Annotated in this window: 19 protein-coding genes, 1 tRNA gene and 2 pseudogenes; 8 read left to right on the forward strand and 14 right to left on the reverse strand. The window is 56.2% G+C overall.

What is annotated here, in order from left to right; translation table 11 throughout:
- Positions 1–88: 88 nt before the first annotated feature.
- Together ACVWZT_RS05505 and ACVWZT_RS05510 are read right to left on the reverse strand one after the other, a co-directional pair.
- Complete coding sequence (locus ACVWZT_RS05505) at positions 89–1,408, reverse strand: NAD(P)/FAD-dependent oxidoreductase (RefSeq protein ID WP_289133749.1); 1,320 nt, start codon at positions 1,406–1,408, stop codon at positions 89–91.
- A 94-nt stretch (positions 1,409–1,502) separates the two neighbouring features.
- Complete coding sequence (locus ACVWZT_RS05510) at positions 1,503–2,225, reverse strand: GntR family transcriptional regulator (protein ID WP_289134225.1); 723 nt, start codon at positions 2,223–2,225, stop codon at positions 1,503–1,505.
- 339 nt (positions 2,226–2,564) lie between these two features.
- On the opposite strand from ACVWZT_RS05510, the gene ACVWZT_RS05515 reads away from it, so the two are divergent.
- The 6 genes from ACVWZT_RS05515 to ACVWZT_RS05540 all read left to right on the forward strand — a co-directional run bounded on the left by ACVWZT_RS05515 (position 2,565) and on the right by ACVWZT_RS05540 (position 8,221).
- Positions 2,565–3,257, forward strand: a complete 693-nt coding sequence (locus ACVWZT_RS05515; RefSeq protein WP_289133748.1) for a GntR family transcriptional regulator — start codon at positions 2,565–2,567, stop codon at positions 3,255–3,257.
- Positions 3,258–3,382: 125 nt separating this feature from the next.
- Positions 3,383–4,234 carry a glycine betaine ABC transporter substrate-binding protein gene (locus tag ACVWZT_RS05520; RefSeq protein WP_289133747.1) on the forward strand — a complete coding sequence of 284 codons (852 nt, stop codon included), beginning with the start codon at positions 3,383–3,385 and terminating at the stop codon, positions 4,232–4,234.
- A 74-nt stretch (positions 4,235–4,308) separates the two neighbouring features.
- Complete coding sequence (locus ACVWZT_RS05525) at positions 4,309–5,421, forward strand: quaternary amine ABC transporter ATP-binding protein (protein ID WP_289133746.1); 1,113 nt, start codon at positions 4,309–4,311, stop codon at positions 5,419–5,421.
- On the forward strand, positions 5,418–6,275 hold the full coding sequence (locus ACVWZT_RS05530) for an ABC transporter permease (RefSeq protein ID WP_457468506.1): 858 nt from the start codon (positions 5,418–5,420) through the stop codon (positions 6,273–6,275). Before ACVWZT_RS05525 ends, ACVWZT_RS05530 begins: the two co-directional genes overlap by 4 nt.
- On the forward strand, positions 6,262–7,113 hold the full coding sequence (locus tag ACVWZT_RS05535; RefSeq protein ID WP_289133744.1) for an ABC transporter permease: 852 nt from the start codon (positions 6,262–6,264) through the stop codon (positions 7,111–7,113). The genes ACVWZT_RS05530 and ACVWZT_RS05535 overlap by 14 nt, the downstream gene beginning before the upstream one ends.
- Before the next feature lie 49 nt (positions 7,114–7,162).
- Positions 7,163–8,221 (forward strand): GlxA family transcriptional regulator, encoded by a 1,059-nt coding sequence (locus tag ACVWZT_RS05540; RefSeq protein ID WP_457468508.1) that lies wholly within the window; start codon positions 7,163–7,165, stop codon positions 8,219–8,221.
- Between the two features lie 42 nt (positions 8,222–8,263).
- Here the strand turns inward: ACVWZT_RS05540 and gabP are convergent, their stop codons facing one another.
- The 4 genes from gabP to ACVWZT_RS05560 form a co-directional block, all read right to left on the reverse strand.
- A complete protein-coding gene (gene gabP, locus ACVWZT_RS05545; protein WP_457472027.1) occupies positions 8,264–9,664 on the reverse strand; it encodes a GABA permease in 1,401 nt (466 codons plus the stop codon).
- Between the two features lie 152 nt (positions 9,665–9,816).
- Positions 9,817–10,719, reverse strand: a complete 903-nt coding sequence (locus ACVWZT_RS05550; RefSeq protein ID WP_457468510.1) for a DMT family transporter — start codon at positions 10,717–10,719, stop codon at positions 9,817–9,819.
- 379 nt (positions 10,720–11,098) lie between these two features.
- Complete coding sequence (locus ACVWZT_RS05555) at positions 11,099–11,590, reverse strand: helix-turn-helix domain-containing protein (protein ID WP_457468512.1); 492 nt, start codon at positions 11,588–11,590, stop codon at positions 11,099–11,101.
- Positions 11,587–12,942, reverse strand: a complete 1,356-nt coding sequence (locus tag ACVWZT_RS05560) for a type II toxin-antitoxin system HipA family toxin (RefSeq protein WP_457468514.1) — start codon at positions 12,940–12,942, stop codon at positions 11,587–11,589. The genes ACVWZT_RS05555 and ACVWZT_RS05560 overlap by 4 nt, the downstream gene beginning before the upstream one ends.
- 991 nt (positions 12,943–13,933) lie before the next feature.
- Between ACVWZT_RS05560 and ACVWZT_RS05565 the strand changes: the two genes are divergently transcribed.
- Positions 13,934–14,902 carry an SIR2 family protein gene (locus ACVWZT_RS05565; protein WP_457468516.1) on the forward strand — a complete coding sequence of 323 codons (969 nt, stop codon included), beginning with the start codon at positions 13,934–13,936 and terminating at the stop codon, positions 14,900–14,902.
- Between the two features lie 401 nt (positions 14,903–15,303).
- Here ACVWZT_RS05565 and ACVWZT_RS05570 read toward each other — a convergent pair whose 3' ends face one another.
- The 8 genes and pseudogenes from ACVWZT_RS05570 to ACVWZT_RS05605 form a co-directional block, all read right to left on the reverse strand.
- Positions 15,304–16,095 carry a hypothetical protein gene (locus ACVWZT_RS05570; protein ID WP_457468518.1) on the reverse strand — a complete coding sequence of 264 codons (792 nt, stop codon included), beginning with the start codon at positions 16,093–16,095 and terminating at the stop codon, positions 15,304–15,306.
- A 36-nt stretch (positions 16,096–16,131) separates the two neighbouring features.
- A complete protein-coding gene (locus ACVWZT_RS05575; RefSeq protein WP_457468520.1) occupies positions 16,132–16,821 on the reverse strand; it encodes a hypothetical protein in 690 nt (229 codons plus the stop codon).
- A gap of 207 nt (positions 16,822–17,028) precedes the next feature.
- A complete protein-coding gene (locus tag ACVWZT_RS05580) occupies positions 17,029–17,928 on the reverse strand; it encodes a hypothetical protein (protein WP_457468522.1) in 900 nt (299 codons plus the stop codon).
- Entirely contained in the window at positions 17,925–18,911 is a 987-nt protein-coding gene (locus ACVWZT_RS05585; RefSeq protein ID WP_258800496.1) for a hypothetical protein, read from the reverse strand. The genes ACVWZT_RS05580 and ACVWZT_RS05585 overlap by 4 nt, the downstream gene beginning before the upstream one ends.
- Before the next feature lie 567 nt (positions 18,912–19,478).
- Positions 19,479–19,724 (reverse strand): annotated as a pseudogene (locus tag ACVWZT_RS05590) (integrase domain-containing protein); the annotation flags it as partial.
- Positions 19,725–20,623: 899 nt separating this feature from the next.
- Positions 20,624–21,951 (reverse strand): annotated as a pseudogene (locus ACVWZT_RS05595) (tyrosine-type recombinase/integrase).
- 164 nt (positions 21,952–22,115) lie between these two features.
- Positions 22,116–22,191 (reverse strand) — tRNA-Thr (locus tag ACVWZT_RS05600).
- A 71-nt stretch (positions 22,192–22,262) separates the two neighbouring features.
- The gene (locus ACVWZT_RS05605; RefSeq protein WP_225780306.1) at positions 22,263–22,673 is read right to left on the reverse strand and encodes a pilin; all 411 of its coding nucleotides are present in this window, start codon (positions 22,671–22,673) and stop codon (positions 22,263–22,265) included.
- Positions 22,674–22,889: 216 nt separating this feature from the next.
- Between ACVWZT_RS05605 and ACVWZT_RS05610 the strand changes: the two genes are divergently transcribed.
- On the forward strand, positions 22,890–24,098 hold the full coding sequence (locus tag ACVWZT_RS05610) for a type II secretion system F family protein (protein ID WP_457468524.1): 1,209 nt from the start codon (positions 22,890–22,892) through the stop codon (positions 24,096–24,098).
- Positions 24,099–24,100 lie beyond the last annotated feature (2 nt).

Consider the following 24,100-nt stretch of genomic DNA (forward strand, 5'->3'; position numbering starts at 1 on the left):
TCGACCCCAAACAGCACGCAATAGAAACCGCAGGCCAGGCACATCGTTGCCTGGCAAATATCAATAAGTTATTTAGCTTTGAACCAACTTAACTTTCTTTTCCGGCGCGGTACTGTCCCCATTTCAAATTCACATTCAAACCCAGCGACACCAAGGGCGCCGGTGGGTTCGCGCACGGTCCCGGTGCCTGCCGAACAAAATCGATCAGTTCATTCTTTTCACCGGCCAGCCAGTCAGCCAGCAGTTTGCCGGTCGCGGTGCCGCGGGTAACACCCAAGCCGTTGCAGCAAAGGGCACCGTAAACGTTGGGCGCCAACTCGCCGAAATAACCCATGTGGTTGCGCGACATGGCCAGTGCACCGCCCCAGGTGTATTCGAAGGGCATGTCTGGCAGCATCGGAAAACGACGTTCGAAGGCGTCACGATGACGAACCACGAAACGTTCGAGGTATTTGCGATTGGCTCGGCCGTCGGGGTTGAAGCTGAAACTGTTACGGATCAACAAACGGTTATCCGGCGTGCGACGCACAGTCGTACCGAATGGATCAGCGGGGATTACGCCCCAGTAGGGTTTGCCGCCCAGCCTCGCCTGCTCTTCTTCGCTCATCGGCCGGGTCAGGCTGGCATAAGTGAACACGGGCAGCATGCGGCCTTTGAGGAAACCGAAACTCATACCGAAGGCGTTGGTGGTAAGCACCAGCTTGTCAGCCGTGATCGAGCCATTGGCATGCTTGAGCACGGTCTTTGCGCCGTACTCGACTTCGGTGATCGGCGTCCGTTCGTACAGCGTGACATTTGGCGGAAGATTATCGGCGAGCCCTTTTACCAATGCCGAGGGTTGAATCAGGGAAGTACCCGGAGTGAACAGGGCCTTACGGTAGAAATGGGTGCCGATATGGTCTGGGAGCTGATCGGCGTCGATCATCTCGTAAGGCTGATCGAGTTTGTCCAAGCCGCGCCGGTAGGCATCCAGGACGGCGATGCCGCGCGGCTCTACGGCTGCCTGGTACTTGCCGCAATGCTTCATCTGGCAATCGATCTGGTAGCGCTCCACCAGTTCCTTCAGGAAGGACTGTCCGCTGAGATTGAGCTTGAGCGTGGTCCTGGCGATGGCAATATCACCAATGTAATCATCGGCGCCGATGTCGTGGGGCAGGTCGATGGCAAAACCGGCATTGCGCCCCGACGAGCCAAACCCCACTTCCTGGGCCTCCAGCAGCACGACCTGGTCATCCGGAAAATTCAACGCCAACTGGCGGGCAGCGGCCAGCCCGGTAAAGCCGGCGCCGACGACAACCCAGCGAGCGGCGGTGTGCCCACGGTGTGGAGCTTTGATCTGCCGTCCTTTGCTCAGGTGATACCAGCCACACGTAGTGTCGTCAGCGGGCAACGAGGTGATCTTTGTCATTTCAGGAACCAGATATTGTTGTTAGCGTCTGTTCCTCATCACGCCTCGCCATACCCGGCATCCTGCAGGGTATTGGCGTGCGGTGAGCATTACTTCATAAGGCCAGTGCCACTTCCATCCCTTGGGGCGCCGCGTATTCGGCCATGCGGCGACGGGACAACTCGAAGTGCTCGCGCACCAGTTGTCCGGCAGTTTCAGGATCTCGACGCTCGATCGCCTCGATCATTTGATCGTGCTGCTGGCAGGCGACTTCCAAGTCGCGCTGCATGTCATCGGTGGTCGGATGACGGTAGAAAATCTTGCCCAGCCGTGTGTGGTCGATCAGTAGGCGCCGCAGGCTGGGCAACAAGTAGTCGTTATGCGCCATCCGGCCGATCTCGAGATGGAAGGCATCGTTGTAGAGCACACGGTTTTCCACGTCGCGCTCTTCAATGGCCTGGCGAAACATCGCCTGAATAACCTTGAGCCCCTCGATCTCACGCGCGGTCGCGTGTGTTGCCGCCAGCTGGGTAGTGGCGATGTAGATCAACGGCGCGGCCAAGAAAAAGCTATGCAGGGAATCATGGTTCATCGCAGCCACGCGAGGTGCCCGATTAGCTTCCAACTCGATGTAGCCCTCTGCAGCGATTTGTCTGAGCAACTCGCGAACCGGCGGGCGGGACAGGCCGAACTCTTCACTCAAGGCCAGCTCATCGACCACCGCGCCAGGTGCCAGCTCCATGCTCAGGATGCGCCGGCGCAAGGCATCAGCGAGGACACCCTTGCGGTCCAGCGGCACGTCACCAATCAGTGGATGAGCCTCAGCAATGGCTTTCATGGCGGCTTTCTTGGTTTTCATATTGTTGTGTCTACAATTTGTATAATGAATATAGGGGTCGTTAGACAATGTGTCTACTGGTTTTTCGACCATCGGTAAAGCGTGATCACGATGGCGTGAAGCGCACATTTCCATCCGCGACAATATCATGCCAACCCACGACCAAAGCGGAGCGCAACGCGCCCGGCGCAAACCCGGATGATCACTGGGCTCGCGGTATTCTTTCGAAATTATCTTGGTATACACAAAGAATACAATTGCATTGACGGGGTTCTGATCCCGTGCCAGTCTGCTTGAAACAGTGATCACTCCGGGTTTTGGTGAACGGTGGGGGGTTCCATGAGAGGCGGCAAGAACGAGCTGTACGATGATCTGAAAAGCCAGATTCTGACCATGGAGCTCAGCCCCGACCAATTGCTGGACGAGCTGGGACTAAGCGAACGTTACGGGCTCTCGCGAACCCCGGTCAGGGAAGTCTTTCGTCGCTTGGCGGGCGAAGGCTATCTGGACATACAGGAACATCGTGGCGCCCGAGTCGCACCGATGAACCACAACACCCTGCGCAACTTTTTTCTGGTCGCGCCCATGGTGTATGCCGCCATTGGGCGGCTCGCAGTTCAAAACTACAAACCCGCTCAGCTGCGCGACCTGCACGCCACCCAGGAGCGCTTTCGCACGGCGAGCCAAGTTCGCGACCCTCGGGCAATGGTCGTTGAGAACAACCGCTTCCACGAGATCATGGGCGAGATGTCGGGCAACCCTTATCTCGAACCCAGTTTGGGTCGCCTACTGATCGACCACGCGCGTATCGGCCACACCTTCTTCCGTCCGCGCAACAGCGAAATGGAGCGCCACCTCTGCTTGGCCGTCGAGCATCACGACAGTTTCATTGAAGCTTTCAGCCGGCATGACGAAGGCGCTGTCGTCGATTTGGTGTTTGAACACTGGGAGCTTTCGCGCTGCAACATGCAGCTGTTTATCGCCCCGCAAAGCCTGGTTGAAGACGTGGCACGCGATATCAACAGCGGCTGACAGGCGCCCGTAAGACAGTATTGCAGTACCGCCATGGACGGACGTTGGCCGACCACGGATGCACGCAGGTGAAATTCAACAAAAACAGGGCACAACGCCCAGCCACCACAATGCAGGAGTTCAACATGAATCGTATCCGCAAGGCACTGTGCGCTATCGCAATGATCGGTTTAGGGCTGTGTCAGGCCCATGCCGAAGAAAAGGTCATCAATATGGGCACCCTGTCCTGGGAAGACCTCACGCCCATCACCGGAATCACCAAGAAAGTGCTGGAAGACGCCGGCTACACCGTCAAGGTGACTTCGTTTTCCGAGTGGGGCATCGCTTACGCGGCCCTGAGCAAGGGTGATGTGCAGATCCTCGCCTCGCAGATCGATTACGTGGCCCAGGACTTCTGGAACCGCAACAAGAACCGCTTGGAAAAAATCTCGCCGGTTTCCCACGGGCTGTACCAGGCGATTGCCGTGCCCAAGTACGTGCCAATCGACTCGATCGAGCAGCTCAACGAAAACGCTGACAAGTTCGGCAACAAGATCGTCGGGATTGAACCCGGGTCGGGCCTGATGAGTGATGCAGCCAAAGCGGTCAAGGCTTATGACCTGAAACTCAACCTGCTCGAAGGCAGCACCGCGGCCATGACCGCCGCGCTGAAATCGGCGGTCGATCGCAAGGAATGGGTAGCCGTGACGCTCTGGGAGCCTACCTGGATGGCCCTCAAGTACGACACCAAGTTCCTCAAGGATCCGAAAGGCGTGTTCGCTCCAGCGCAAGGCTACTACTGGATTGGCCAGAAAGGCTTCTCAGCGGAAAACCCCCAGGCCCGTGAGGTTATCGCCAGCGTTTATGTACCGCTGGCCGACATCAGTGCGATCAACAGCGCAGTGAACGATGGCAAGACCATGGACCAAGCCGTGAAGGATTGGACCGACAGTCATGCCGATCTGCTCAAGCGTTGGGAAAACATCAAAAAATACTGACAGCAGCGTTTCACCTTGCCACTGCCGAACTTGAAACAAGAACACACCAGAAAAACTCTGGTTCGGGTGCACACATGAATACCAACAATGTTGTTGAAACACTGGTCGATTGCCGCGGTGTCTGGAAGATCTTCGGCGACCGCGCGCCGGCCGCCATGCAGGCCTACCGCGAGCGCGGCCTGACGAAAACCCAGATCCTCCAGGATTACGGCTGCGTGGTAGGCGTCTCCGACGTCAACCTGCAGGTACGCCGCGGCGAGATCTTCTGCATCATGGGGCTTTCTGGCAGTGGCAAATCCACGCTGATCCGGCTTCTCAACCGTCTCATCATTCCTACCAGTGGCGAAATTCTGGTCAAGGGCCGCGATATCGCCCAACTGGACGCTGCCGCGCTGCGGGAAGTACGTGCCAAGCATATCGGCATGGTGTTCCAGAGCGTCGCCTTGCTGCCACATCGCACAGTGCTGGAAAACGCGGCCTTCGGCTTGGAAGTGCAAGGCCTGTCCAAGGCCAAACGCCATGAAGTGGCCGGGCGCGCCTTGGCCAAGGTTGGCTTGAGCGATTGGGCCAACCGCTACCCCGCCGAACTGTCCGGCGGCATGCAGCAGCGTGTCGGTCTCGCCCGTGCGATCGCTTCCGACCCTGAGGTGATCCTCATGGACGAGCCGTTCAGCGCCCTGGACCCGCTGATCCGTCGGCAGTTGCAGGACGAGTTCAGGCAACTGACCAAATCTCTGGGCAAATCCGCGGTATTCATTACCCACGACCTGGAAGAGGCCATTCGCATCGGCGACCGTATCGCCATCATGAAAGATGGGGTGATCATCCAGGAAGGCACCGCCGAAGATATCGTGCTGAACCCGGCCGACGACTATGTCGCCGAATTCGTCGCTGGGATTTCACGCCTGCACTTGGTGAAAGCCCATTCCATCATGCAGCCGCTTGCGGAATACAGTGCCCGCCACCCGCACGAAAACCCCGAGCAATTGCAATGCGCTACCCCCGAGAGCGACCTGGACTCGCTTATCAACCTGTTGATTCGCTCAGGCCACGATGCCGTAGGCGTGCGCGAGAACGGAACATTGCTGGGGGTGATAAGCCAGCGTGACTTGCTGCGCGCCGTCCAAGGCGTACGGGACGACGAATCCCATGCCCAGGAACGTACGTCGGTGGAGGGTCTGGCATGAACCCCGAAGACTTCGCTTCCGCCTTCGATGAACATGTCGACAACGCCTTGATGTGGTTGTCAGACAATGCCGCTGGCTTGTTCGACCTGTTCAACGACCTTCTCAAAGCGCTGTACCAGGCTGTGTACACGGTACTGGAAGTACCACCTTTTTATGCTGTGGCATTGGTGTTCGCCCTGCTGGCGTGGCGCCTGGCCGGGTGGCGCTTTTCGCTTGGCACCTTCCTGGCATTGCTAATGTGCGCGCTGATGGGCTTGTGGCCGCAAACCATGAGCACCCTGGCGTTGGTGCTTACCGCCACCAGCCTGGCGCTGATAATCGGTATTCCCTGCGGGGTAGCGGCCGGCCTCTCGCCTGCGGTGAATCGCATCTGTGAACCGGCCATGGACCTGGTGCAGACGTTACCGCCATACATCTATCTGCTGCCGGCCATCGCATTGCTCGGCTACGGCACCGGCACAGCACTGGTGGCCACGGTCATCGTGGCCGTGCCGCCAGTGCTACGCCTCACTGCGCTGGGCATCCGCATGACACCAAAAGCGTTTCTGGAGCTGGGCAACGCTAGCGGCACTACCGGCTGGCAGCAATTCGTCAAAATCCGCTTGCCGTTCGCCATACCGAGCATCATGACAGGCATCAACCAGAGCCTGATGATGGCCTTCGGCATGGTGGTCATCGCCGGGATCGTTGGCTCTGGAGGGCTTGGAGAAGTGATCTACAGCGCCATCCGGACATTGGACATCGCCCGTTCGATCAACGCCGCCATTGCCATCGTGATCCTCACCCTGATCCTCGACCGGCTGGCACAGAGTGGCATCCGCACTGCCGAGGAGGCACGTCATGGCGCTCACTGAAATGAACCTCTCCCCCGGCGCCTACCTGGCGCCCGTGTTCGATTGGTTGAATACCAACTTGCATGGGCTGTTCGCCGTCATCAGCCGCTTCGTCGAGAGCATGCTGGGCGCGATCGAGGCGTTGCTGTTGCTACCACCGGCTTACGCACTGATTGCCGGCGTATGCATTGTGACGGGGCTGGTGATCAACCTACGCAGCGCGGGGCTGGCGGGCGTACTGCTGGGCTTTTGCTGGCTCAGTGGTTTCTGGACCGCTTCCATGCAGACCATCGCCCTGGTGTCGGTGGCCGTAATGATTGCGGTTGCCGTGGCCTTCCCGCTGGGCATCCTGGCGGCGCGGGTAAAACGCTTCGACAACGCTGTCAGCCCGCTGTTGAACGTGATGCAGACCGTGCCGCCATGGGTGTACCTGATCCCGGCAGTGATCATCTTCAGCCTGGGCAAGGTGCCGGCGATCATGGCCACGATCATCTATGGCATTCCACCAATGCTGCGTCTGACTACCCTGGGCTTTCGCCAGGTACCCAAAGACCTGCTTGAGCTCGGCCAGGCCACCGGTGCAAAGCCCGGCACCATCTTGTTCAAGATCGAACTGCCCAGTGCCATGCCCACCCTGCTGGTGGGCCTCAACCAGTGCATCCTCATGTCGCTGGCCATGGTGGTACTGGCCGGGTTGGTTGGCGCAGGCGGCCTTGGCGCCGAAGTCACCCGCGGCCTGACACGCATGGAAATGGGCCTTGGCCTGCGTGCGGGCTTGGCCATCGTCGCTGTGGCTTTACTGCTCGACCGGCTTTCACGTGGCCTGCTCAGCCGTCGCGCAGGCCTGCAACTGCAGTAACCCCTGAAAACACGGCGGGCCGTTGTGGCCCGCCCCTACTCCTTGCCAGATGAAAGAGAAACACCCGTTGCGCCCGACTCGTAGCTTCAGCAACGCCCTGAATGGGCACAATTCACGTTTTACCCGCTCGGCCGAGCAGCCCATCCCTCAACAGACGCGCGTGGGCTTTCTTCTGCTCGAGCACTTCTCCCTGCTAGCGTTTACCCAAGCCCTGGATACCCTGGTCACCGCCAATCTGATTCAGCCACAGGCCTGTGTGAGCACCACCTTCAGCCTGGACGGCCAATCGGTTATCAGTGACTTAGGTATCGACATTTCTCCTGCCGCAGCGCTGGAATCAAGCCTCAAGCTACCTCTGGACCTACTGGTGATCTGCGGCGGCCTGCGTACCGCGCTGGTAGCTTCGGCAGACTTGAGCACCTGCCTGCAAGGCTTGGCAAAGAAGGGCGTTGCCCTGGCTGGGCTGTGGAACGGCGCCTGGTTCCTGGGGCAGTCCGGATTGCTTGATGGCTACCGCTGCGCTGTTCATCCAGAGCACCGCGGGGCGGTGGCAGAAATCGCCCAGCACAGTCACGTGAGCACCGACAGCTTCGTGGTCGACCGCGACCGCTTGAGCGCGGCCAGCCCTGCCGGTGCGTTCAACATGGTGCTGGAATGGTTAGGGCAAAGAAGGGGCACGGCACTGACCGAGGGCATTACCGCCATCCTTGCGTTCGAAGCCTCCCGTTACCGGCGCACCATCCCGGCCCCCCACACCAACATCAGCGAACCGCTACGTGAAGCGATCAGCCTGATGGCCGCAAACATCGAAGAGCCGCTGAGCCAGGATCAGATCGCCGAGTACGTTGGCCGCTCCAAGCGCCAGATCGGGCGCTTGTTCCAGCATCAACTGGGCACGACCCCCGTGCGCTATTACCTGGAGCTTCGTATCACCGAAAGCCGACGCTTGCTGCAATACTCCGACCTGCCCCTGTTGGGTGTGGCGGTGGCCTGCGGGTTCGTTTCTGCAAGCCACTTCAGCAAGTGTTATGCCTCGTTCTTTGGGTACAGCCCATCAAAGGAAAAACGCTTTGCCTGCGTGAAAAGCAAGCAGCGCGAAGCGAGTTGACGGGAGCCCGCTCGCAGGCGTGCTGCGAACGGGCTTTTTATGTCACGCAACCTCTGTCGTCGACAACGCCACTACCTGCCCATGGCGTCGGCTGTTGATCACACCAATCAGCAAGATCAGCAACGCCAGGCCGATGGTTAGCGATACTTCCAGTCGATGTTGCGGCATCACGAACATCACACCCAAAGCGAAGATGATGAAGCAGATCACCCCATAGGTGAGCCCAGGGTAGAGCCACATCTTGAAGGCAATAGCCTGGTTCTGCTTTTCCAGCACCGCGCGCATGCGAAGCTGTGAGAAAGCGATCGCCAGATACACCAGCAGCGCGATCGAACCCGAACTGGCTAGCAGGAAGGCAAACACCTCGGACGGTGCGAAGTAGTTGACGATGGTGGTCGCCATGCCGATCAGGGTGCTGCCTATCACGGCAGCACGCGGTACCCCGGCCGCCGACGTACGGCCGATGGCTGCCGGTGCATCGCCGCGCTTGGCCAAGGAAAACAACATGCGCGAAGCGATGTAGATCGACGAGTTCAGGCAACTGGCCACGGCCACCAGCACCACCATGTCCACCATCAGCTTGGCATAGGGAATATTCATGATTTCCAATGCCCGTTGATAGGAGCCATGCACTGGCAGCAGCGGATCATTCCACGGCACCACCGAGATGATGATGAAGATGGAAACCAGGTAGAACACGCTGATCCGCCAGATCACCGAGCGTGTCGCCTTGGCGATGTTGCGGGCAGGGTCGGCAGACTCGGAAGCGGCGATGGTGACCGCTTCGGTACCCAGGTAGCTGAACATGGTAGTGAGCAAGGCGCCAATGATGGCCGTCCAGCCATTGGGCATGAAGCCGCCATGTGCGCTCATCAGGCTTGCCAGGCCGCTGACTTCGCGCGCCGGCAACGCGCCTGCCAGGGCCAATCCACCAAGTGCGATGAAGCCGACAATGGCGATCACCTTGAGCATGGCGAACCAGAATTCGAACTCGCCGTACTTGGCTACGCTGAACAGGTTGGTGGCCGTCAGCAGCACTGTCATCGACAGTGCGAAGCACCAGGGTTGAACCCCTGGGAACCAGTTGTTCAGCACGACGCCGGCAGCAATTGCCTCGATCGGAATCACCAGCACCCAGAACCACCAGTACAACCAACCAATGGTGAACCCCGCCCAGCGGCCGATTGCGCGATCGGCGTAGGTGGAGAACGAACCGGTGTCTGGGCTGGCCACCGCCATCTCGCCGAGCATCCGCATTACCAGCACTACCAGTGCGCCAGCCAGCGCATAGGCAATGATTGCTGCCGGGCCTGCCGCGGCGATCGCTTGCCCCGAACCTACGAACAAACCCGCGCCGATGACACCGGCAATCGACAACATGGTCACATGTCGAGGCTTGAATCCCTGCGCCAACTGATCGCTGGCTTTCCCAGACGTCGTCATAGTCATTATGGTCCCTGCTCTTGCTCTTGTTATGGGTAGGGTGCAGTGCCAAAGGCACTGCACCGTTCAACCATAGAGAGCGAAAACAGGGCTCAATTGACTGGGTCGGACATCAAATGGAGTGAGCCGGACATACCTCTGCGGGCGCGGCGTCAGTGAGGCGATGGCTTGCGCCGGGCACCCAGTACAGTTGCCAGGACTACCAGCGCCGCTCCCGCGCCCATGCGCAACGACGGCTGCTCGCCAAATAGCCACCAGGCACAGGCAATGGCGTACACCGGCTCCAACGCAATGATCATCCCCGCCGTGCGAGCCTGCAGGCCATCCAGGCTCTTGACGAACAGAAATTGCGAAAGCCCGGTGCAGAAAACGCCCAGGAGCGCCAGGTTCACCCAATCGTCAGCCCGCAGGCTGGCGTTAGCGAGGTGGCCGAAGGCAAATGGCATCATCAATGCCGCCACCACCACGTTCTGCCAGAATGCGATCTGCAAGGCGTTCATGCCCGCCGTATGGCGACGGTTAGCCACCGCCAGCAGAGCGAACGACAAGCCCGAAGCCAGCCCCCAGACCAAACCGACTGTGCCGTTGTCGAGCAGGTCGAACGACGGAACCACCAGCACCAGCCCGGCTGTCACCATCAGCAGTAGCAGGCTTTCGGTGGTACCGATGCGCTCACGAAACAGCAGCAAGTCTACAAGCGCGATGAACGCGGGGAAGCTGGCGAAGCCGAGCGTAGCGACTGCTACGCCCCCCACCTTCACAGCGATGAAGAAGGTAACCCAGTGGGCGGCCAATAAGGTACCGGTGAGGCCAATGACCGGTAAGTTGCGCCAGCTCAGGGCATCCAAGAGGCGGGTGCCCTTGAGGCCTGCAACAAAACCGAGAGCGATGAAGGCAAATGTTGCCCGGCCGAACGTGATGACACTGGCATCGGCGAGAATCAAAGCGCCGAGGATACCAGTGAGCCCAAACAGTACCGCAGCGACATGCGCGGCGAGCAAAGCATTGCGATGACCGGTGGAAACACCGGTGCTGGGAGCGGAAGTAGCGATCATGGCAGTCAAGTCTTCAATAGGCGCACGAGGGCGTTCCGCGCGGCGCGGCGCGGCGTTGGGTACGTATAAGGTTTTATCTTTTATGGTGTGCTACCGGATTGCCGGTGCAAGGGGCGCCGCAGCATTGGAATTGTGAGACGAGGCTGCTTACTCGCGAAACCGCAACGGCTGGCCTGTGGCGCGAGGCGGGCCGTTATGTGAATTATTGATGGTGGCTGGCTTGTGCAACTGTTCGGGAACGACAGGGCCTTGTCCAAACCGGACGTTTTTTATGTCACAGGCCGCCACCGCGTGAGCGCGCCGAATGATCTTGCCGGCCCAGAGAATGAGACGGACGTTGTTGGTCGTGAGGGCCCGGTTTTCGCGGAGCTCATCAATCTCACTTTTCCTGAGTGCTTTTCCGTGCCCGTGGCGATGCCGGCCTCGACACTGCCTTCTTCGCCTTGGCTGCCGCAGGGCTTTTCCCTCGTTTCGGTCCGGCCACCACGTTGGAACTGGCCAGCGGCGAAAGATTCGCCACCAGTGGCGCGGCCACAGCGATTGGCCCACCAGCCTTCAACTGGCCGACATTGTTGGCGACGACCGTTGCAGTGGGCTTATCCTTGGCAGTCATCACCATACCCATCCGCACGCCAAACAGACGCAACACGGCCTCCAAAGTGCTGAGCTTTGGATTCGACTTCCCGCTTTCCAGCTCGTACAGGCTTTTCGTGGATATCTTGCACATGGCCGCGAAGGTCTCTTGGTCAAGCCCGGTGACTTCGAGCCGCAGACGGCGGATGGATGCCCCAACTGAATCGAGCCCAGCCGCGTTGCGCCTGACGATATCCTCTACGAGCTGAGCGCGCTCTTCAGGCTGTAGTTTTCTCATCGCAGTCCCCACTCCACGAGTCGCTTATCAAGGTTATTCACGGGTATAGAGGCTGCATTGCGCATCGATTCTGGAGCATCGGTCAGTAGATCGGGCAACGCCCTGAATTCCTCAGCCGCCTTCTTCAACCGTTGCAGTAGAATATTGGGGTCGGTGTAACCAGCCAGCTCAGCGCAGTTGTCGCTCCAATCAGAAGACCCCTTGCGCTCCGCCGCCCACTTCGTCGTCCGTGTGATGCCCTCTTCATCCAGGATCATTGGCGCGAGGTCATAGATTGGCGCCAAACGAAACTTCCCACCCACACGCATGATGGAGGTGTTGCGGCCGTGGTTATCGGTATTGCCTAGTATGCGGTTCAGCAGATCGCGCCGCACGTACTCGAACACCAGGTCGTCCACTTCATCCTGCTGGCCGTTGTCGATCCATAGACCTACCAGTCGGTGAACCACTTCGGCATGCGCCATCGGTTGCGCGTAGCCGGTAATGCCGCAGATCGAGTACACCGATTCCAGCGGTATCCGCTCCACCACGCCATCCACTATTCGGCGATCGAATCGTGGCATCCAGAGGCTTGGCTTCACTGCTTCTTCAAGGGCCAAACCATCAGTGGGAACCGTATCAAGACCGAGGGCAGCAACCGCCTTGTAGTAATGAAACTCTGTTCGCAGAATGTCTTTGTCGCGCTCGCCGCCTCGATTACGCGCAAACTTGATCAGCCAGTGACGGCACGCCTGGTCATCGGGGAGCATCGCGTCAGCATAGAGAGCACCGTCATGGGCTTCGGTCATGACCAGCTTGGGGGCTTGCCCGTTGGCACCGGTAGCACCGCCCAACGCCGCGCCGGTTTCGTAGGCGTATTCAAGAAACTCGTTCGTCCTGTCCACGACCTCGGCATGCGCGAAAGCCTCGTGCCGATCCGGCTGGAGGCCTTCCACTGACTCCTTGATGCGCAGATGCCCAACAGGGGCCGGCGTAAAGCGCTCCAGAAGGTACAGCCCCATTTCCACGCCATCGGGCTTAAGACGCCCGTAGCGGGATTCAAGAGAGTCCTTGGCAGCACCAGAGGGAATGATGTCGTAGAGGAATGCTGGATACCCTTTGACGCCATGGTGGTCCCAGTTCAACGGCAGGTTAACGCTCAGGGCCAGTTCGCAACGATCTTCCATGCGATCAATGTTCGCGATGATGTAGTCGCCGTCGTATGCGACAAGGCACCTTCCATCAGCAACGCGCTCCGGGTTCTCAACCGTGAGTGTCGCGGCATCGCTCCATGCACCATCGGAGAAAGCCTGGATCGTGACTCTGAGCGGCATGGCCATACCATTAATCAGTATTTGGATGCTGATTATCATAGTGAGCACGGCATAAACCGGCAATGGTTTGCTGATTACGAGCTCTGGCCCAGGCAAAATCGGCACCGCACTACCGGTTACGTATTCGCCGAGCGCTGGAGGGCTGGAGGTCGCTGCGCCTGGCAAGCAGAAACTGCCTGTGATTCGGCCTATGGTTTATAGGACCCAGTATATTTGCGCTGGTCAGGTGTTGGATGGCACGGTCTTCGTCCGTGATCGCGGGAAAACCCGCTCTTACAGGGCGGGAGCTGCCTGTGAAAATGGGGCGAGTGGTGGCGCTGACCACAGGGGTTGGAACGGTTAAGTCCAATGCTCGCAGGCCTGCTGAGAAAAGACAGGCGCAAGAAAGCCCGCACTAGGCGGGCTTTTCGGGGTGTTTCGTAGACAGTCATAGACTTCTGGAAACTGGTCTCTGGTGCCGGAGACAGACGGACGGTTGTTGGACGTGAGGGCCCAGATTGCGCGGGGCTGGATTTTGGTGGATTTTTTGATGTACCTCATAGGGTATCTATAAAAAAATCAGCTAGTTATGGCTTTCAGTGGAATCGAATCGGGAATTGCGGAGGCTCCTCCCACCCGCTTCAAATGGTACGTAAGGAACGGCAGAGACGACCCAAAGCGGTCTCTCGCGAAGGGCAGAAATCGGCCATGTGACACCCTCTCAAATCGCTCACGCACGTGAGTTGAGTGAGGGTGGGAAAGCGATCACTGAGATCGCAAACCTGTTCGGTGTGCATGGTTCGACGGTTTATAGGGCCATCGGCGTAGGACTGCCTGCGTAACCCTTGGTATTCTTCGACGCAGCCAGTTTGGCGTCTGTGTTGTAGAACTGCTCCCCCCTCCGAGTTGTGGGCGATCCAGGTTTCTCTTTTGCAGAGCAGGTCCTCGCTCGAAGGTCTATGCATGCCGAAGTGCTGTCAAATGACCTGTGAAGTGATGGCGTTTTGATTTAGCATCCTCTGCACAGCAGATGCTGAGTTCAGGAGGCCAAATGCCAAGGAAAACACTAATTTTTGGGAACGGCCTAGGAATGGCGCTGGACCCTCGACACTTCTCGTTAAATCGTGCCCTCGGCGACGTGTGGGAAAACCCCCACCACCTTCCAGTCGCACAAAAGGACTTAATTGCCCGTTGTGTTGGGGATGGCGGTCAGGCTCCTCAGGGCGAAGATCAGCTCGATACGCTTCATGTCGTTGTCGCAGCATGTAACATGCTCAACAAAATTGGTGACGAAGAAGTCCATTGGCTATCAGAAGATGGGCAGGAATTTCCTGCCGCTGTAGCTAAATATATCCATCGGGTCGCTTCAAATTTACACTTGTATGACGACCCTCTGCCTGACGCATTTCTCAATCCGCTTTTTGATTTTGTCCGTGAAACCAGATCAAACATTGCTACATTAAACTATGACCGATTACTCTACGGTGCGTTTATTGATCATGGATTTATGAACGGCTACAGAGGCCTTTTAGTCGACGGCATGACAGATGGGGGCTTCGGCGCGGATACCCTCGAACGTCGTTATGGCAACAACTTTGGGTATTACTTGCACTTGCATGGCTCGCCGCTTTTTTACGATGATAGATGGGGCAATGCTCGTAAGATGACACGGGACAGGCTGACGATGAACTCAGCTGAAATATCCAACCACATTGTCTTGACTCATGTTACTCACAAACGATCCGTTATAGACGCTTCGGACGTGCTTTCCACTTACTGGGATTATCTCCACGACTGCTGCCATGAAGTGGAGGAAATAATTGTCTTCGGATATTCAGGTGGGGATACCCACCTGAATGAGGTTCTTGCAGCGTATGCCAGAACAGCTGCAATCAGGGTTGTTGAGTGGCGAGGCGCTGGTACTCAAAGGGAACGAGAGCGTTTCTGGCAACGGATTCTGCGCACGGAGCATTTTGATCTCGTTAGGGAGGAAAATGTTCTCGATTTCACCGATTGGTAATAGGCCGCTTGCGTGGCCCTCAGCCTGGCGGGCCCGAAAAAGGGGACAGATTTATTTTTACCGTAGGTTCGAGTGAACTTCACAACCTTCAAGAGAACGATTCGAGTATCGCCTCTTGGCATCCATTGACACGGCACAGTCCAAAACTTCATGTCTCATCAGCGAGTTCCACAAAAAATAAATATGTCCCCTTTGAGTCCGAGCCAGTTTGATGGTCATTATGTAGAATTTGGAAGGAATGAAAAACGGAACATAGCTTCGAGACTGTAGAGTTATGATTGGTCCGCTGATTTTAATAGAGGCCAAAGCCCACCTGCTCTGTGCATGGAGAGCGAATTATTGCTCTCCAGCCGCTATATTGTAGCTGCGTACCCGCCATAGTACGGCTAATAAAAAATCTATTAGACCTCATAAGATTTTGCTCTCAACACGGCGGGGCCATAAGCGTTAATCCAATCCATTCCCCCGGCCGTGATAGTTACAGAAGGACAATTCCTTGTCAAAATTGTTCCTGCCTTGAGATTTTTTATAAACAGACGTAATAACTGTTCGCGTGCTCCCTGGGTAGTAAGAGGATGATGCACAAACATGTAAAATATGAACGCCCCCATGGTCACGGTTCTGATTACGAATTGATCTGTGAAACCAACCATCTGCGCTCTCCCTATTCGAGCGATGAACGGGTTTGACTTCCCACATGCGGAAACAGGTACGCCGGACATCTGATTCAACTCCTGAGCTGAGTGTTGCACTGGCGGTTGTAACTGCAACACAAGATCAATATTGTCTGGCGCCTCTACAAGCCCATGTAGCATGTATGGCACTAAATCCTTAAAGAGCGAGACCTGAACTCCATCTTGACGAGCAGCATTATAAGAAATTTTTAGCAGCCAGCGAAGTAGCATGTCGCAGTCATAAACCAACTCCAGTTTCTCTAAAAGACATACGTCGACCAACACTCCGCTTTGTTCAAGGAACTTTTTGGCATAATCATCCAGCTTACCAAGAAGAACGTTGTTACAGTAGTCGCAAACGTCTTTGACCTTTATCTCGCCGTGCATTGTTTTCTTAGCTACCTCATTCCATCCTGAGATGTTCTTTCGATCCCCCTGGAAGTTATAAATAAACTCCGGAATAATGTGCTCTCTAGTAATCCTTCTTTCAGTCGGACCACAATACGCGCAAGTTCGCATTTTTATTTATACCGTAAAATTAAAGGGTGGACAGCCTCATCGACTGCCATTTGCAAGAGTTCGCATTAAGGATTCTCGCAACACTTTGCTAAGTGATTCATCTACGTCGTTCAGGCTGATAGTCGCTGCCCCTGTGTTAGATAAAACTATCGTCCCAGAGTATTGGTCGTCGAGACGAATTCTAACTTTCTCAACTATGTGTTTTCTTTCTCCAATTAGGTCTGAGCACGCACCTTGTATTTTTGTGTCGCCCGAGATAAGAACTTTGGCAAGTGCTTTGTTCTTGAGTTCAAGCTTGGATATTTGAATCATATCTAAATTGCCGGAGAGGTTGTTTGTAGCTAAGGTCTCCGTAGCCCAGGACGCTACATCAATCTTAAGTGGTTCGATGGTTATACTGAAATTTGTTATTTCTGAAAATCTATTCAGCAGAGCTTGTACGCTGCGTGGCGGGTTGATTAGCTCGAGTGTGGGCGATTCGTTGGATACTGTGAAAGCAGACTCTTTGTATTCGGTGCGATCAAAGAAGGTTTCGTTGCCGAATGGGTCGGTGACTGTGTCGGTATAGGTGATTTTCTCAATATACCTTGCCGATGATTCCCCACTTCGAATTTTATCTATGATAAAGCCGTGCTGCTGCGTGTCGCTGAAGCTCAGGGATTTTATGCGTGCCGCCAATTGATCGATAGAGCAAGGCCAGTCTATATCCATCCATCGATAACGCATGATATTAAGCCTCCGACTCGGAGATTAAATCATTCTTGATTTTGAGGGCTGTTTGTTCAATTATCGAAAAGTACCTGGCCCGGTCAATAGTGTCCACGGCAGTCATGGTCTTACGATGCGCACCTTTGTGATACTTGAACTCTCCCTGCACGCCGTACCTAAACCCTAAGCAGTTCTGCTTGTCCTCAAAGCCGGCTTCAAAGCGAATTATGTTGGGCGGGTTTTGAATTTGCTCAGATTTCCACGAATGTGAGTTATGTAAAATCCACGCTGGCTTAGCTCTTTGTATTCTTTGGACTGAACAAGATTTTGCCCGCTCAAAGCCATGCTGTGGACTACGGCGAACATTTCCATGCCAGCTTCGCTTTCAGCCGCTTCCATATCTAAATCTAGCGAATCGCTGGCCTGTTCTCCTCTGTTGAGTGAGGATACTTTGAGATTCATAACGTTTCGAAGTTTAAAGCCCGGAAGTTGCGAAATTAGCGATGTGAAAAATTTCGACCGCAATTCAGGTGTTGCCAGTTCGGATAGCTCTACTTTTTCCTGATTGAGCGGTGCCTTCCGGCGTTGCTCTACACACTCTTTGATTGCTTCAACCACACGTTTTGCTTTGTCTGTGGCAGGCAGGCGAACGATCGTCTTTCCACCCTCGACTAAGAAATCAATTTTTGCCTCATTTCGTTCACGCTGGAGAAGCTTGGTTCGGTTGTGGTTGAACTCGTCATACTCAACTTTTATTGCGTAGCCACCATCCTTTACGATCCTATGTGTGACTGCTTCGCTTGGGCCTGCTTCTTTGATGTAGGCTTCTACTGCAGCCCTTATATCTTCAATAGGGATCTCATTTCCAAATTGGACATTTGTTGTTTTCTCTCGCCGCCCCGGAGGCTCCCGTTTATCAACTATCGCTTCAATATCATGGAAGCCATGAGGAAGCATCGCTATATAGTCACATAGGTCATCCCGTTCATCTTTTGTCGAGCAGAAAATTCCTCTATCCTTAAGCAGTTCACGCAAAACAGCGACTGTCATGCGTTGTTTTCCGGAGATTAAGAGGTCGTAGATGTCATTGTCATTAGCGCTGATGTGATTTAAGTAGTCATTCATGACCAGGTTCCCAGGTCTACTGTAGAGTAGGAGGTCTTTATTTCGCTGATGGGCTCATATTTTATTGCAAGCACATACTCGCTCAGGTCGGTGCTCGTGCCTGCCAATCCTTCAATATACTGCTGCTGTGATTTCTGGAAAGTTGGTGATGAGTTTTCTGAAGGATTGAGAGTTTTTATCTTTACTTCAGTTCTCTCGTCTAGGAGTTCATATTTTCTTAGGATGTCGATAAGATAAATGAATTCGTCGCTAGATTCGCCTTTTCGAGAGTAGAATATTACTACCTTTCTCTGAGCACTGCCTTTAGGATCTCGTGCTTCTAAGATTATCACAGGGGAAGTTAATGTCTCGAGTGTTGCACCTTTGGCCTTTTTGACTTGCAGGTTAGCTTTGCGCACTAATTGGGGGTGGTAATAATAACAATGCTCTTGCCCTGGTAACTCAGGGACTCGTTTTCCCCGCATGCGTCGGATTTCATTGCTGACATTGTCGAGCCAGAATATTTCTTTTGGCCCAAGGACGAAAACTCGCTTTCCTTTCGGAAGTTGTAAGCTTTCATTTGCTACGAAGGACAATGAGGCATTGAAGTCTGCATCATATTCGCCATCGTGATTGTATACGAATAGTAAGCCGCAGATTGAGTAGGTTACATTGTCATGAGCATGTTTTTCTTGCCAGTCTGCACTTTTGTCAGCACACGCAATTTGTTTGCCTAAGCTAATCAACGCTGCCTTGATAGCTGGCGACTTGATCGAACCTTTTGCGTAGCTCTTGAGGTCGCAGTGAACATAGGTTCGTTGAGCTGAGTACGGTTCGTCATAGTAGTACACGACATCGCACGGATGTGTTGTCACCTCATGCTCTTCTTTTGCTTCGCAAGGCCAGTCGTGGTTGGTAGGGCCTACCCGATCCCAAAAAAATTCTGCAAATAAATCGCTTGCTAAGTTCTCAGCTTGTTTAGCAATGTGTTCATTTTCAGCCATATTTCTATATCCTTACATTTCTGGCTTGGATCTAATAAATTTTTACAGACGCATAATTTCTACTGTCAGTTGGTCAGTAGTGCGAGGAGATTCAAGCGCATACTCAAACTTTTTGATTTCTCGCTGCAAATAGCGTGTGTATGCTGTCACGTTCGATAAATATGTGACTTTTGCAAGCATGTTTATGCCTTCAAACATAGATGATGTTTGGCCATCATTCTGTCTTTGCTTGTGCTTCAAGGCAAGGGGGCTGAAGCAGTCTATACGTCGGGCGGGAGTGTTTCGCCGTTCGGGACATTGCTTGCAGTCTGTGTCACTGACTTTTGCATGGCGGCGCTACCGAAGGAGGAGGACGCTCAATCATCCTAGCTCTCACTCAGGTTTTTCCTGAGATGCATCAATCCAGGTCGACGATATATCAATGATTTTTAAAGGAAAAATTCTATGAAAACCGGTCGGCAGGTGCACTGGTAGTAGTGCCTGGGCCCAGGGCACGGCCTGAATTGCAGACTGGTTTCCATGCCTAGGTTCTGTACGAAAAGAGATGTCGCAAACACCGCATGGAGCAACCACGCTGCGTAGATACGCCGCGTAGTCGGCCAACACATTTCGATCAATCTGCCGCGCATCATTGATACCGGGCCCCTGTTCGGAACGGCACCACCTCACGACTGCCTGCCACCGATCACAGTGCGCCTTGACCGTGCCGTAGTGGCCACCACCAAACATGTCTTTCAGCGCCTGCGGCCCTGCATAACTCAATTGCCTGCCATAGCCGAAATTACGACCATCGCATCTACCCACCAATGCCATATCGGTCACCTCATCTGCCGCTCTCCGATCCTCTCCCCACGTCATCCCGCCAAGAATGCTGAGTGTTATCAGGGATCAAGGCCCCTGCGACCTATGGGGATGTCCACTACGCGGGACTGGCGGCTCCTTACGACCGGGAGCAAGGGCATCTCATGATCTAGCCCCCTGAGCACCGTTACCGGTGGGCGGGTGGAGGCTGCATTGGCTGACGACACCAGTGCCGCGAGATCCTGAGCCATGTGCAAGCAGCAATGCGATGACCGGGCATGCCTGACTGTCAGTCAGGTGCAGTCCATTCCTTGGTCTGCGGCACCATCATCTACAGCGCTGTTGCTGGTGACATCGGCGTTTGTCACGCCAATTGTCACGAGGGGGAATGCCGCAAAGCCATGTGCGATAAGGGCTGCAGCAGTGTTAGACGCGCCCGTCTCTTTCCAGGAAAAGAGACGGGCGCAGGTTGGCGCAAGATTCGGCCAAACGGATAAGTTGCTGCAGGGCAGCGAAGTAGAAGGTGTTGTCTGGCGCACGAGGGCCATGATCTGAAGTAGGCATCCATCACCGGGGAGGTGACCGGGCGAGCTGCCGGACGCGAATCGCCATTTGGGGGGAGAACCACCGGAGGAGCGGCGTGACCTTGAAGGTTCGGGCCACCTGGGGTGCTGTCATCGACAGCGCTTGCACGGCCAGTTCTACGCCTGTGGATAAACCCGGTCAAGGATCGAAATTCAGCGTTATGGGAGACGTGAGAATCGGTTATCCACCGGCGGAGTTCCGTGGTAAATCCCGGACAACGTCGTAGCTTTTAGCTCTTCAAAGTGAGGTCCATCCAAACAGGGCGGCTTTGCAGCCCTGTTTGGATGGACCCGCGTGAAAGAGCAGCCAGCGCCGATCTTACAGGCTCACCCGCGATTGAATGCGCCATGACCATTTGGCAAGGCTGTGACGTTGTCGCCTACCAGATGGGCAAACTCATGTGGGGTGACATGGCCCGATCTGTTGGCATCGATGTAGTTACTCCACCACGCCATGATCAACCGACGCTGCTCCAGAAACTGGGCCTTGTGGATATACGCGGCGCGCACGCGGTTACGCTCCTGATGGCTCATCTGCCGCTCAATCGCCGCGTCCGTCCATAGCCCTGATTCGAGCAAGGCACTACAAGCCATGGTCCTGAAACCATGCCCGCACACGTCCTTGGTGGTGTCGTAGCCCATATTGCGCAGCACCTGGTTAACCGTATTCTCCGACAAGGGTTTCCAGTACCTGTGGTCACCGGGCAAAACCAGTTCAGAGAAGCGATTCAAGCTGCGCAGCTGTTCAAGGATCTCGATGACTTGAGGCGACAGCGGCACTATCTGAATGTCCCCACTCATCTTGGTCCCGCGCGTGGAATAGCGGACGCCTTCAATCGGCTTAGGGTATTGGGGATCTCCCACATCGCCCGCTGGAGGTCGAATTCATCCCACCGGGCGAAGCGCAGTTCGCTGGAGCGCACGAACACATGCAGCGTCAGCAGCACTGCGAGCCGGGTCAGCTCGCGACCGGTGTAGTTGTCGATTCGGCTCAACAATTCAGGAAGGCGGTTCAGCGAGAGCGCAGGACGGTGCACGGTGCGCGGCGCTTGAATCGAGCCGGCCAGATCGAGCGCCGGGTTTTGAGTGATCTGCCGCGCCCGCTTCGCGCCCCGCATGATCGTGGATAGATAGTTCTGAACACGCAGGGCTACATCCATGGTGCCGCGATCCTTGATCCGCTGGGTGACCTCCAGGAGATCATGGGTGTCGAGTTCAGCAATAGGTCGCTGGCCAATCAGTGGAAACACGTGGGTGCGTAACCTGCTCAGCACCGTCTTGGCGTGCCCCTCAGTCCAACGCCGAGACATTTCGATGTGCCACTCCAGGGCAACGGTTTCAAAGAGAAGGCTCGCCCGCTGGGCTGCGATCTTGGCCTTCTGCTTTTCTTCCATCGGATCAAGGTTGTCGAGCAACAGTGCCTTGGCCTCATCACGCTTTGTCCGTGCGACAGCCAACGAAACGATGGGGTACTTGCCGATGATCAGCGTGCCTTCCTTGCCGCTGGGTTTGAAATACCGCAGCCGCCAAGTCTTCGAGCCACTGGGCGCGACGTACAGGTACATACCCCCGCCGTCGAACAGTTTGTAAGCACGATCACGCGGTTTGGCCGTGCGGCATTTGAGGTCGCTGAGCGGAATGGCTAGACGTGGCATAGGGGTACGTTCTCCATTCAGGAAAGACGCTGTACCCCAAAAATACCCCCGGTTATTGGGGATTTTGTTGGTTCCCGACGGAGGGTCGTGGAAACGAAAAACCGGCCAGAATGCCGGTTTAGAGGGCTTCCAAAGCATTCAGCGGAATGCAGTGGAGCTGGATGTGGTGCCGGAGACAGGAATCGAACCTGCGACCTTCGCGTTACGAGTGCGCTGCTCTACCGACTGAGCTACACCGGCGTGTAGCGCAACGTACCACTGCTCGCACCCGTTACGCAAACCCCTGTTTCGCCTACCTTATTACCCCACCCTCAAGGCGCCTTGCAGCCCTTCGGTGCCAGGTCTTCCTCAATGTCGGTGGTACACGCCCAGCCAGCCGCCGCACGCGTCAGGGTAATGGCTTTGCCGAGCACGGTAGCCGGCGCATCCACCAGTGTACAAACGATGCTGCCGGTGCCGTCCGCCGCCTTGCCGCTGGCCGTGATCGCACAATGCGCCGTAGCCGGCTGCCCACCCAGCTCGGCCACCGCCGCCACGTCCTTGCCATCATTCAGGCGCAAGTCCATCGCTGTCTTCAGCGCGCTGATCTCCAGCAACCCGGCCGCAGCCTTCGAACGGGACTGGTGGTTGGTGTACATCGGTAAGGCGATGGTCGCCAGAATGCCGATGATCGCGACAACGATCATCAGTTCGATCAGGGTGATACCGCGTTGCCCTTTCATGAACAGTTTCCTTTTTGATACGCGTACTCGTTGAGGTCTGTCTCGCCCCAACCGGCAGCGGCGCAGTAGGCCTGAACAGACACCTTTTGTCACCCCTGCCCGCTTGGGCGTCATCTTCGCTGAACTACTCTAGTGAGCATCATGGACGCACGCCCTGGCATGGACGCGGCAAGCTGTTTCGAAGCTTGTCGCACGGGCAGGAAAAAGGACCTTGGCATGAACCCATCGACCCCTCTCTACACCTGGCACGGCACCGACGCCAACGGCCAGCCGGTCAGCGGCCAGACGCCCGGGCGCAGCCCGGCCCACGTGCGCGCCGGGCTGATTCGTCAGGGCATAAAAGTGGCAGGTTTGCGGCCCGCTGGCGGGCTGACCTTCAGTTTGCCGAAACGCCAGGCCAAAGCCGACCCGGCGGGGTTCAGCCGGCAACTGGCGACCTTGCTCAAGGCCGGGGTACCGCTGCTGCAAGCGTTCGAGGTGATGGGGCGCAGTGGCTGCGATGCGGGGCAGGCAGCCTTGCTGGACAGATTGAAACAGGATGTGGCCTCGGGCCTGGGGCTGGCGGACGCGTTGCAGCGCCATCCAGGCTGGTTCGATGCGCTGTATTGCAACCTGGTGCGGGTAGGTGAGCAATCCGGCACGCTCGACCGCCAGCTGGAACAGCTGGCGAGCATGCTGGAACAACGCCACATGCTGCGCAGGAAAGTGCGCAAGGCGATGATCTACCCACTGCTGCTGTTGCTGACCGGGTTGGGGGTATCGGCGATTCTGCTGCTGGAGGTGATACCCGAATTCGAGAACCTGTTTTCAGGCATGGGCGCGGCACTGCCTGCATTCACCCAATGGGTCATTGATCTGTCCACGGTACTGAGCCGGTTTGCGCCGCTGTTGGTGGTGCTGGGCGCTGCGCTCGGTTTCGCCATGCGCCGGCTATATCAGCAGCACGCACCGACGCGCCTGTGGCTAGCGCGGCAGGCGCTGGGCTTGCCGGTGTTTGGCAGGTTGTTGGGGCAGGCGGCACTGGCGCGCTTTGCGCGTAGCCTGGCAACAGCCTATGCCGCCGGGGTGCCGTTGCTGGATGCGTTGGGCACGGTAGCGCGGGTGAGTGGTGGCGACTTGCACGAACAGGCGGTATTGCGGCTGCGCCAGGGCATGGCCAATGGGCAGGGGCTGAACCAGGCGATGGCCGCCGAGCCGCTGTTTCCGCCGTTGCTGGTGCAACTGACGGCCATCGGTGAAACCAGCGGTACGCTGGACCAGATGCTGGAGAAAGCCGCCAGCCACTACGAGGAACAGGTCAGCCAGGCGCTGGACCAGTTGACCAGCCTGCTGGAGCCGGCCATCGTGCTGATCCTGGGCGTGCTGGTTGGCGGCCTGGTGGTAGCGATGTACCTGCCGATCTTCCAGTTGGGTAGCTTGATCTGAAC

Source organism: Pseudomonas sp. TE21394, from assembly GCF_054057835.1.